The organism is Neobacillus kokaensis, assembly GCF_014656545.1.
GTDB lineage: Bacteria > Bacillota > Bacilli > Bacillales > Cytobacillaceae > Neobacillus > Neobacillus kokaensis.
The window spans coordinates 31,411-43,340 of the sequence record NZ_BNDS01000018.1 but is presented as its reverse complement, the minus strand read 5'-3'; the positions used below and the strand labels follow the sequence as shown (position 1 = coordinate 43,340).

The window sequence follows — 11,930 nt, the reverse complement described above, 5'->3', positions numbered from 1 at the left end:
CTGGTTCTGTCCCATAGACTCCTCCTATGGGACAGTTTTACCGATCCCACTGCTGGTTTTGTCCCATAGAACCTTTCTATGAGACAGGTTTTGCTATTCCTTTGCTGGTTCTGTCCTATAGAACCTTTCTATGGGACAGTTTTTTCGATTTTTAACTGATCAAGTGCAGAATTGTGATGAGAAAAATATTTATTTTAAAGCGTTAAGTGCGACCTTGGCAGCTTCTGCGATAAGGGCATTGTCAAAGGTAGCATTCTGTGCATCACGGCTGGATAGAACTGCGATGACAATAGGAGCTCTATTCGGCGGCCAAACAACCGCAATGTCGTTCCGCGTTCCATAGCTTCCTGCCCCGCTCTTATCAACTACTTCCCAGCCTTTTGGTGCACCATCACGAATCAATGCATCTCCAGTGGCATTTCCCCTCATCCAATCTATCAAGAGCATACGTTTTTCAGCAGGGAGCAAGTCACTGACTGCAAATGCCTGGAGGCTGGCAGCAAGCGCTTTTGGTGTGCTTGTGTCACGTGTATCTCCAGGAACAGCTGAGTTCAACTCCGTCTCGTAGCGATCAACTTGGGTAACATTATCGCCCATCTGCCTCAGTGCTGTTTCAAATCCCTCAGGTCCTCCCAGTTTCTTTAATAAAAGATTCCCCGCGGTGTTATCGCTATATCGAACAGCTGCCTCAATAATTTCCCGGAGAGTCATCCCAGTATCTACGTGAAGCTCTGTGACAGGGGAATATGTAACTATGTCCTCTCTGCTGTATTTGACTAATTCGTCGAGTTGATCAATGGAGTAATGCTGCAGCAATGCACCTGCTGCTAGAGCTTTGAACGTAGATGCGTAAGCGAACCGCTCATTAGGCCGATAGGAAACGGTCTGATTTGTACCTGTATCGATCGCGTAGACTCCGAGCCTAGCGTCAAATTTATGCTCAAGTTCTGCAAACTTACGGTGTATATGGGGTGCCGGTGTCTTTTTGACTGCCTTTTCGGCCTTGTCAGAAAGGTTATTGGTGGTCATCGACCAGCCGGCGAGGGGTACAATTGCAACCACTAGCACAAAGAGGGCAATTATAAAATTATTCATACTGAAAAAATTATGTGTTTTCCTCATGATTTTTAACCTCTTTCTATTAATATTAGATGTCCTTAAAACGGGTTTAATCATTATGTTTTGATTAACACTGATCTGCTAATAACCAGCAGATTCAAAAATTGTGTATTACTATCGAACTCAATTTCATTATTTATGCAACGTAAAGCTTATTCCAATTTGCATTTTATTTAAACCTATTCAATCTCACTTTTTCATAACCTTAAGCTTCCTACAATGCTGAGGGAGAATTTCCTCCTTTCACCGATTTTGAATACATGTGTAATATTCGATTACACAACAATACTACACATGTAGTATTAAAACACAAAAATAATACTACACGTGTAGTAGATGGATGTCAACCTCATTTTGTAGCTGGTCGTCCTTTTTCATTAAGATCAAAATATGCCCGAAAAACCCGTTGGCTGATGATATTAGCAGCACTGTGCGGCTGAGCATAACCATCACGGTAGGCATTTGGCACAATAACGGCAATGGCAATCTCGGGATCATTGAATGGCGCATAACCAGCAAAAGAAAGATTCCAAGTCTTCACCCCATTTTTATAAGATTCCGAGGTCCCGGTTTTACCAGCGGCATTGTAAGGTTCATCTTTATAATATCCTTTCGCTGTTCCTTTGGAACCATGGGTAACCAGCCAAAAACCTTGTTGGACCCTCTTAAGCATCTCCTCGCTCATATCCACCCGATTCAACACCACTGGTTCAATTTCATCGATTACGTTGCCCGGTTCATTGCCATTCATATTGGGTTCACGAATCTCCTTCACTAATTGGGGCTTCATCCGGAATCCTCCATTGGCAATCGTTGTAATATACTGGGCAATTTGCATTGGTGTATAGGTATCTAATTGTCCAATGGCAATTTGAAAGTAGGTGCTTGGATTGATTCCTTTGATTCCCGCTGTTTCATTACCAAAGCCAATACCGGTCGGGATGCCCAAGCCAAATTGGTTGAAATAATAGCGGATGGTTTCAATTTTTTTCGGATTGATATTCAATATGCCATTGGGGACATACTTGCCGCCCATAATTTCAATGGCGGTTTTCCACATATAAACGTTTGATGAACGCTCTAATGCCTCTAATTCGTTAATTCGGTTCATGACTTGGTAAGAGGAAAAGGTTCCCGACCCCTTAAATCGCATGATTTCATCCAAATCGATTTCCCCAAAATCTCTTACACCCGTTTGGTATCCGGTTAATACGGTGGCTCCTTTTACAACGGATCCCTGTTCAAACGCATAGGTGAAGGTTCCCGGTGTAAAATCGGTAAACTCTCCGGACTTCCTGTTATACACCTTTCCTGACATCGCAAGAATTCGGCCTGTTTTCGGTTCCATTGCTACAACAAAGGCAGTGTCAAGCGTATCCGTATGCGGCTTTTGGATTGCACTGACTAACTCTTCCTGCATAATTTTTTCCACTTGGGCTTGAAACTCCATATCAATGGTCAGAACAATATCCTTGCCGTTCTTCCCTTCCGATACAGTCTCTGTACTCACCACATTTCCATTTGAATCTGTCACTGTTTTCACTATTTCCTTTTGCCCCTGCAGCACACCATCATAAAGCTCTTCAATATAGCTTTTCCCGACTCGGTCATTCAGTTCGTACCCTTTAGCCGTATAGTAATCTACCTTTTCTGCCGGGAGACCTTCATCTGCACTCGTTACTTCCCCGAGCATATTCCAAAACGTTTCCCCATAGGTGCGTCCCCTTTTCCAATCGGTCGTGACATCCACACCCGATAGGTTTTCCAGATTTTCATTGACCTTCGCATATTCTTCATCTGTTACATTTTCATTTTTGATAATCGTCGGAGTTAAGGCGATGGCGGAGGAAAGTTTCCGATAGATGGCCGCCAGGTTTTTGTCCATTGCCATGAGATCGCTGTCTTTAATGCGGTTCAATTTTAATTTATATATATCCTTGTCATTCAGCTTTTCCTGTTTGTATAATTTCTCCTCTTTTTTGTTGATTAAATCCGTGCCATTGTTATGTACTAATAGCCGGATATCTTTCAAATCCCGCTCAGTCACTTTATTGATCTCTTTAGCAGTCATGACCAGAAAGGTATTTAACTTTTTGGCCAGTTCAAGCAATTCACCCGGCTGCGGATTTTTCGGCGGGGTATAGATAATCGCCTTTTCTGAAATATTGTAGACTACTAACTTATTATTTGTATCAAATATTTTTCCACGTGGAACGGAATAGCTGACGGGTGTCACATCTGTATTCTTTGTTTGAGCTGCGTAGGCTTCCCCTTTAATAATTTGGATAACGCCAAGGCGGAGAATCAGGATAGAAAAAAGAACAAAGACCATGAAAAAGAGACCATTCAGTCTCCATCGGATTTGGTTTTTCACTATATTTTCTTTCTGCTTTTTCTTCTTCAAATCACATCGGACCTTTCATACTGTGTAATTTGTGTACAAGGCAGTTAAAAATACTACAATTGTAGTATTTAGACCGAGAAAGACCCAAAAAGGAAGAGTAATCCTTTCTGGAGTTAATTATTAATAGATCTTTTTATGATGCAGGATCTGCTTGGCAATCTCCGCTGCTTTACTTCCTTGGGCTTGACCATCCTTATTTTGAATATTAATGGCAAAATAAAAACGATCATCACCTTTAGCAACAAAGCCAATAAACCAGCCATTTACGTTCTTTCCATTAATCATACCGGTTCCCGTTTTACCATATAACCGTGCATTCTTTTGCTTATCTATTAAAATTGCCTTTTTTACCGCTTTGATATTTTCCGCTTTAAAACCCCATTGATTTTCTTCTAATTGGTATAATAATTGGACTTGTTCAATGGGTGATATTTTTAATGAAGATTCCATCCAGTAACTATTCAAATTTCCCGAAAGATCCTCATTCCCGTATTTTATCTTGTGAAAATAATCTTGCAGCGGCTTTCTCCCTACCTCTCGATCGGTATTCTGGAAATACCAATTCACGGAACGGCTTAAGGCAGTTGATAAATTTTGATTTTGATTCCATTCCTGAAAGGGATAAATTTCCCCATCCCACTCCTGTTTATTGGTATTCGGGGAAATCACATTGGATTCCAATGCAAATAATGCCGAATATATTTTATAGGTACTATCAGGAGAAATCCTCTGTTCACTCATCTCTTGATTATAAATTTGATATTGATTTTTAGAGGGATTATATAAAACAAAGCTTCCCCTGTAGCCCTTAAAATAGGAGCTTAGATCTTCATAGACCGCATTCTTCCCGCTAAACCTGTACACATCATCTATGCTGGCCATAACAGTGGTGATTGGCGCAAGGAATAGCACAATAATCCCTAAGACAGCACAGATGACCTTGCTTTTCCATTTCAATAATCGAGAATCTCTAGAGAAGTTTGCAATGTGCTGGATTCTTAGTTTGATTTGATTTTTTGTCCCACCTATACCTGGAGCAAATTGTTCAAGAGGACGATTATATTTTTTATCTGCAAAACGAATGATCGTATGCCCATATTCTATATATCCGCTCTCATCCAATAGATTTAAAACAGATGCATCACAGGCCAATTCCCGATCCATACGAATCCTTTTGAAAGCATACCAGACGAACGGGTTAAACCAATAAATAATATGAAATATCCACATGATGTAATTCACGAACAGATCTTTACTTTTATGATGGTGCAACTCGTGCAAAAACACGTATTTTAATTCATTTAACGAGAATTCTTCCCGCGTTTTGCTTGGTAAAAAAATAAAGGGCCGTAAAATTCCAAACGTGATTGGTGAGGAAATAAGAGAGGTCTCCCGCAGCATGATGTTTCTTTTCACTCCAACCATCTCTTTGCACGCTTCTAATAGTTTATTTAGCTTTTGGTCATCAATAGCCGCAGCCGACTTTTTGATTTGATAGATTTGATAGTTTGAATAAACAGCAGTCGCAACAAAAAGAACCACTCCAATAACCCAAACTGTAATCAATGTATGATAGACGAAATCAGGCGCTGCCTTGTTTACCGAAACCGCGAAATCATGTAATATATCGCTATTTGGCACCTGAGAGGCATTCACTCCGTTCATCCTTTCACTCTTCGATGGCGCTTCTCTATGAAAAGTAAGTAAGCTTTTTAAATAGTAAGTTCCTTCCCCAAGGCGAAAATGATTCCAAGGTAAAAGGGCAGCTAGGGTTGGAATGCAAAGTAAATACCAAATATGATAATGTGCCTTAACTGTCATATGATGGTTTAATAGCTTTTTGATTAACAGAATGATGAAAATAAGGAGAGATACCACAATTGTACTGACTAATATTCGCAGCAGCATGGTATCCATTATTTTTCCCCTTTCTGTTCTCTCATGGATAATATTTTCTGTAATTCCGAAATATCTTCCTTCGATAACTGATCATTTTCAATAAAATTTAATACCATTGAATTTATCGTGCCGCCGAAAAACTGCTTCAGAAAGGATTTACTTTTTTGCTCAACAAATTCGTGCTTTTCTACCAGTGAAGTATAAATATACACTCGGCCATCCTTTCTTGCGTGCAAGGCTTTTTTCTTAACTAGGCGCGCTAGCATAGTATGAATGGTGTTTGGCTTCCAATCAATCTTATTTGATAATTTCTCCACTACATCAGGTGTCGAAATCGGCTCATAGTCCCAGATTACCTTCATTACTTCATATTCTGCTTCTGATATTTGCGGCATCTCCTTCATGATACCCCTCCTAACTTTTACAACTGTAGTATTTATTATAGCAGTACGATCCAAATACATAAAGTTGTTTGTGACTCTAGCCTATGGTAAATAATCCCCCTGGTGTGCTGAGGATGGATTTGACTAAACTACATTAATAAGAAAGCGACTGTTCCACTGGAACAATCGCCACAATTTCAAAGAAGGGGCAGCTTTATTGCCCCCTCTTCTTATTTTTTCAAATGGTAAGGTACTGTTGCTACCACTACATTTCTTCTATAAAGTAAGAAGGTCCGAATGAGTAAACTTGATTGGTTGTGAAGGAAATTGTGCCAGCCTTTTTTCGGTATAAATTGCGGAATGACAACTGTTACCCGATAATTCCCTTCGCTGGCTTTATGCTCTACAGTATCGACAAATTTTCTCAGCGGGTTGACGATACTCCGGTAATAAGAGTATAGTGTCACCAGTCTTATGTCAGGCTGCCACTTCTTCCATTTCTCTTCGAACTGCTTCTCAGCTTCTCTATCAAATGCAACATATACGGCAATAATTTGATCAGGCGATAGAGATTTCACATAATTTAAGGTATTCTCGACGACATGAGTCATACCTGCAACAGGCACGATCATCACATTCCCCTCGATCGCGACAGGCCGTTCACACGTTTTAAGGCTAAGCTGGTCTCCAACAGCTTTATAATGCTTTCTAATTCGATGAAAGAGGTAGACAATGATCGGTAGAAAGATTAAGATTGGCCAAACCTGTGAAAACTTTGTTATCAAGAAAATCAATGTAACAGTAAAGCTAATTACGGCACCCGTTGTATTAGCAATAAATTTAGGCACCCACCCTTTAGGCTTCTCCCGCAGCCATTTTACCATCATGCCTGACTGAGACAACGTAAATGGCAGAAAGACGCCAATTGCGTACAGCGGGATCAGATGCTCTGTTGTTGCATGAAACGCAATGATTAGCAGGATAGAGGCAATTCCCAGGATGATGATGCCATTTGAATAGCCTAATCTGTCCCCTCTAATTAAAAACATTCTTGGAATAAACTTATCCTTCGCAAGATTAACTGCCAGCAGCGGGAAAGCGGAATATCCAGTGTTCGCAGCAAGGATTAAGATCAATGCTGTCGTTCCTTGAATAAAGAAATAAACAAAATTCCGCCCGAAGGTTTCTTCAGCAATTTGCGAAACCACCGTTACCTTTTCACTTGGAGAAATTCCATAGTAATAGGCTAAAAATACAATTCCTGAAAACAGGATGGCAAGCAGTCCGCCCATTGCCATTAATGTTTTCGCTGCATTTTTCGGAGCAGGGTCTTTAAAATTCGGGATGGCATTTGAGATGGCCTCAACCCCTGTTAAAGCGGAACTTCCTGAAGCAAATGCCCGTAAAAGGATAAACAAACTAATCCCTGTCACTGGTGTACCAATTGGGGTATGTAATTGCGGAGAAACCCCGCCCGTTGCAATCTTATATATCCCTACCGCAATTAAGATAAATAATGCCAAAACGAATAAGTAAACGGGGTAAGATAAAACGGAAGCAGACTCCGTCACTCCCCTTAAATTCAAAATGGTGATAAAAATGACAAATGTAATGGCAATTTCCACATTATAGCCATGTAAAGCGGGAAAAGCAGATGTAATCGCATCGGTCCCGGAAGACACACTCACGGCAACAGTTAGGATATAGTCTACTAATAGGGAGCCCCCAGCTACCAAACCTGCGTTTTCACCTAAATTACTTTTTGAAACGACATAAGCACCGCCCCCATGAGGGTAAGCATAGATGATTTGCCGATAAGACAATATAAGGGCTGTTAAAAGAATGAGTATACCAACCGCTATAGGTATGGAGTACCAAAATGCTGCTGAACTGACTGTAATTAATACAATCAAAATTTGTTCAGGACCATATGCCACAGATGATAGAGCATCAGACGAAAGGATGGCCAATGCTTTCGTTTTATTAAGTTTCTGTTCTCCCAATTCATGGGATTTTAAAGGCCGCCCAATTAAAAGCCTTTTTATAGATGAAAACATTTATTAGTCACCGCCAAGAAAGTGTATCAATATGTTAGTTGTTCCCTTATCCAAGATAAATTCTCATAAGGGAGAAAAATTTGTATAAATAAAAAAAGTGCCCACAAGTCATCTGAAATAGACCTGTAGACACATCACGTTACGAATGTCACAAGCTCCACCTTCCTTCTCAATATAACGCTTACGAGGTTAGCTGTCGGATTCGGGCCTTTGAGTAGCCCTACCATAAAAGGATTCACCCCTGGGTCAGTAACAACCCACAAAATGGTTCCCCCGTACCTATTGGTTTCAGCGATTTAGAAATTTGAAACTGTGATTATATTACTCCTATGCTTAGCAATTGTAAATAAATTTTTTAAATGATTAAAGTGTAGGAAAAAGGAAAAGTTAGTAATGTCTGTTACATAATCATTTAGTTTGAAGCCAAAGGAGGAAGAGACATGCACAAGGAAAGAAATCCCATCATATCTGATGAATTTTTAGATGAACTAGTTAAGGAAATCAACCAGCTATACGGGGAACCGACAGAAGAACAAATCACGGAGGATGAAAATGTTTAACTGAAGTTCCACTAACTGAAATAAAAACAAAATACCTTATAGGTGTAAGAACATTTCATGATGAGTGTGTAAATAATTTTTTGAAAAATCAATCTCTTTTTGTTGAAGGATAGATTATTTTCTGGGAAATCTTTTACGAGTATCGACAATATTTTCCCAAAAATATAAAAAGCTCATAGAGCGCGATCTCATGGAAAAAATCAAATCACGCGCACTATACAAAGACATCCTCACATTATTCCAGGTTAATTATCTCCTCAAAAATTCATTCAATCATCAAGATTAAAATCTTCCTCGAGGAGCCGTTTACTGGACCATTTTTGATTTAAATAAGACTCAAAATTGGTCCCAAACAACGTCTTCGGCCGCAAATATTGGGCAAACATCGGGTCCCTTAGCCACTCAGCGGTTTTTAAATCAATGACTCTCTTAAAATCTGCCAAACGAAAGCCTTCTTTCCACCTCGCTCGAATCAGGTTCTTCGTTTTTCTATTATCCGCTTTAAAGGCCGACTTCGCCCTCTCATTCAAATATTGAATAATCTCTAAATACGGGATGGATGGATTCTGATGCCCACTCTCAGGATATCTGTCTACAGCTTCTTCCAAATTTCCTTGTATCGCACAATCATCTTCGGCCATATTAGATTGGTCCGTTTGCTCCGAAGATGCTTCATCCATAGGCTGATCTTCTTCCACCATAGGCGCTTCAAGTTCTGGCAGCTTGTCGTAATTAATCGTATACCACTTTGTCTTATCCAGCTTAAGCCGATTCCAATTTCCCGATTGTAAATATCCAAGACTCTCCAAGGAGCGAATCGTCCGCTTTATCGTACTCTCTGACCAAAACGGGAGCTGCTTCTGCCAGTCATGGTATGTATTATATACCCATCTTTTCCCCTCAATCACATGCTTGCTCCGTACCAGCCAATAATGAATCTGCTGGAGCACAATCGCCTCATTTAATCCAAGCTTTACTGCCAACGACGGAATGACCATTACCGGACTCTCATTTACAACTAATGTACTCATTTACATCCTGCCTCCTATTTTTCACTAAAAAAAATAACCCGTTCTATCCTCCTGCCTAACCTAACCATCGGGTTAACCTGCTTTCAATGTTTATATAGGCAGTAATGGCATAAAAGGACAGGGTAGAAAAAAATTTTTTTAGGCTAATGGGAAGCAAGAAAAGGTTTTGAGTTTGTATGTAGTAAATCTCTGAAGAAATCTATGTGTAATCTCTGGTATTGCTCAGGGCAAACAAATCCGCTCCATGAGATCATTTTGATGAATTCGGCAGGATTATATGATTGGGTAGATTTGATTAGGATGCTTGCTCGAAGTGTATGTTCTGATATTATGGCGCCCTCTGAACCTGTTATCGTTACAATCTGATTGAAAAATAAATTAGAAAGACACCCACTTTTTTTGAGGGGCTATTTACACGTTTAACTAAATAAATGCAACAACAACACAAAAAACCCCCTAATCCAATTTCAATATATCCGCTGGATTTGTTTTCTGATTTTCTATGTATATCTATTCCTTTGACTATCCACCAAACACCTGCGCTTAAAAATAAAAGTGGGCTGACAGATAAGTCTCTTATGAAAGACTAGTAGAGCCAAGCTTCTACATATTGAACTCCCCATTTTTTAAAAGTTTTCTAGAGATATTAGCCAAGGAATCGAAAAAATGACCCTCTTATCCCATTAAAGGATTCTTTTAAGAATTTCCGAAATTTACATGACATTAAGCATAATTACCTAATTTCCTTTATAAAAATATGTTAATATCAAATCAATTAAACCGCTTACATATTTTTCTACATATTTTGATCGGTTCAAATACAAGGAGGATGTTAAATGGATAATTTCCAAGAACAGATTAAAACCTTATCAAACCGAGTAGAAAAGCTACAAAATTCAGTTGCAACAGAAGAGGCCACAAAAACAGCTATTATTATGCCATTCTTTCAAATTCTAGGTTATGACATTTTCAATCCTGAAGAATTTACACCTGAGTTTGTCGCAGATGTAGGTATTAAAAAAGGTGAAAAGGTTGATTACGCCATTATGAGTAATGGAATGCCTGTAATCCTTATTGAGGCAAAATCGATTAATGAGAAACTTCAAAACCACGACTCCCAACTTTTTAGGTATTTTGGGACAACACCAGCTAAATTTGCTATTTTAACCAATGGTATACTCTACAGATTTTACACTGATTTAGAAGAGCAAAATAAAATGGATACAGCCCCCTTTTTCGAATTTAATATTCTAGATTTAAAGGATACCGCTATCCAAGAGCTCGCAAAGTTCAAGAAAAATAGTTTCGATTTGGAAAAAATATTTAATACTGCTTCTGAACTTAAATATCTAAATAAATTAAAAAATTTTCTTAACGACCAATGGGAAACCCCTACAGAAGATTTTGTTCGCTACATGTTAAGCCAGATTTACGACGGTGTAAAAACAAAAAATACGATAGAAAAATTTGAACCAATTATTAAAAAAGCCTTCAAACAATTTATAAACGAATTGGTAAATGATAAGTTAAAAGCGGCATTGAAAACAACGAATGCCGAAGAAGAGGGGCGTTTAGAAGCTGCTGTAGCTACGGAAACAGCCATTATTGATAATAAGGGTGAACCCCAAATCGTAACAACTGAAGAAGAAATTGAAGGATACGCCATTGTAAAACTTCTTATCAAAGATACAATCCCAGAAGAACGGATATGTTACCGCGATAACTTAAGCTACTTCAATATTCTAATAGATAACAGTATTCGAAAATGGATCTGTCGTCTATGGTTTAATCAGGCCCAGAAATTTATTCAATTTAATGACGAGGGAAGAACTTCGGCTAATATCGATAAAGTTTCCGATATATCACTGCATCAGGAAAAACTAATCGAGGTAACCAAAAAGTTTATTTAAAAGCTGAATAGTTGTCCATCTAGAAAATGCATATTCACTTCTACTAGCTGCAGATTAAACTGCAGCTTTTTAAGTTTTAAAAATCACTTCTTATAAAGTATATTAAGAATCTTTTTTTAAAAAATGGTATCATTAAATATGAGAATCTTTGTGGGAGGCAAACATGAAAAAGCACGTAAAAGTAGTTGCAGCAATTATTGAAAATGGTCAACAAGAAATTCTTTGTGCACTTAGGTCGCCGGCGATGTCTATTCCGAATATGTGGGAGTTCCCAGGTGGAAAAGTAGAAGCCAACGAAGACATCTATTCTGCGCTTGAAAGAGAAATTTCAGAAGAGCTAGACTGTAAAATTGAAACCTTTAAAGAAGTATTTAATGATAATACACATGAATACGATACGTTTATTATTAATTTACTATCGATTAAATGTCGTGTCGTCGAGGGAACACCGACAGCAAATGAACATTCAAAACTAATCTGGCTAAAAAGAGAAAATTTAGAATCGCTTAAATGGGCTCCGGCAGATATTCCGGCAGTTGAGCAATTAATCCAAGAAAAATAGTCTTC

9 protein-coding genes and 1 riboswitch are annotated in these 11,930 nt (G+C 38.8%); of the genes, 3 read left to right on the top strand and 6 right to left on the bottom strand.

The window, feature by feature from the left end:
• Positions 1-189: 189 nt before the first annotated feature.
• The 5 genes from bla to kimA all read right to left on the bottom strand — a co-directional run bounded on the left by bla (position 190) and on the right by kimA (position 7,862).
• Positions 190-1,095, bottom strand: coding sequence for a class A beta-lactamase (gene bla / locus IE222_RS18035; RefSeq protein WP_370465065.1), 906 nt, complete (start codon positions 1,093-1,095; stop codon positions 190-192).
• A gap of 373 nt (positions 1,096-1,468) precedes the next feature.
• Complete coding sequence (locus IE222_RS18030; RefSeq protein WP_223282789.1) at positions 1,469-3,493, bottom strand: peptidoglycan D,D-transpeptidase FtsI family protein; 2,025 nt, start codon at positions 3,491-3,493, stop codon at positions 1,469-1,471.
• 150 nt (positions 3,494-3,643) lie between these two features.
• Complete coding sequence (locus IE222_RS18025) at positions 3,644-5,440, bottom strand: BlaR1 family beta-lactam sensor/signal transducer (RefSeq protein WP_191275210.1); 1,797 nt, start codon at positions 5,438-5,440, stop codon at positions 3,644-3,646.
• Positions 5,440-5,826: a BlaI/MecI/CopY family transcriptional regulator gene (locus IE222_RS18020; protein ID WP_191275208.1), complete on the bottom strand. Its 387-nt coding sequence runs from the start codon at positions 5,824-5,826 to the stop codon at positions 5,440-5,442. The genes IE222_RS18025 and IE222_RS18020 overlap by 1 nt, the downstream gene beginning before the upstream one ends.
• A gap of 209 nt (positions 5,827-6,035) precedes the next feature.
• A complete protein-coding gene (gene kimA / locus IE222_RS18015) occupies positions 6,036-7,862 on the bottom strand; it encodes a potassium transporter KimA (RefSeq protein WP_191275206.1) in 1,827 nt (608 codons plus the stop codon).
• A gap of 163 nt (positions 7,863-8,025) precedes the next feature.
• A riboswitch (cyclic di-AMP (ydaO/yuaA leader) is annotated at positions 8,026-8,166 on the bottom strand.
• Positions 8,167-8,302: 136 nt separating this feature from the next.
• On the opposite strand from kimA, the gene IE222_RS18010 reads away from it, so the two are divergent.
• Positions 8,303-8,422: a hypothetical protein gene (locus IE222_RS18010; RefSeq protein ID WP_191275204.1), complete on the top strand. Its 120-nt coding sequence runs from the start codon at positions 8,303-8,305 to the stop codon at positions 8,420-8,422.
• A gap of 269 nt (positions 8,423-8,691) precedes the next feature.
• On the opposite strand, the gene IE222_RS18005 is transcribed toward IE222_RS18010, so the two are convergent.
• Positions 8,692-9,453: a conserved phage C-terminal domain-containing protein gene (locus tag IE222_RS18005; RefSeq protein WP_191275202.1), complete on the bottom strand. Its 762-nt coding sequence runs from the start codon at positions 9,451-9,453 to the stop codon at positions 8,692-8,694.
• 836 nt (positions 9,454-10,289) lie between these two features.
• On the opposite strand from IE222_RS18005, the gene IE222_RS18000 reads away from it, so the two are divergent.
• On the top strand, positions 10,290-11,363 hold the full coding sequence (locus IE222_RS18000; protein ID WP_191275200.1) for a type I restriction endonuclease: 1,074 nt from the start codon (positions 10,290-10,292) through the stop codon (positions 11,361-11,363).
• A 163-nt stretch (positions 11,364-11,526) separates the two neighbouring features.
• Positions 11,527-11,925 (top strand): (deoxy)nucleoside triphosphate pyrophosphohydrolase, encoded by a 399-nt coding sequence (locus IE222_RS17995; protein ID WP_191275198.1) that lies wholly within the window; start codon positions 11,527-11,529, stop codon positions 11,923-11,925.
• Positions 11,926-11,930 lie beyond the last annotated feature (5 nt).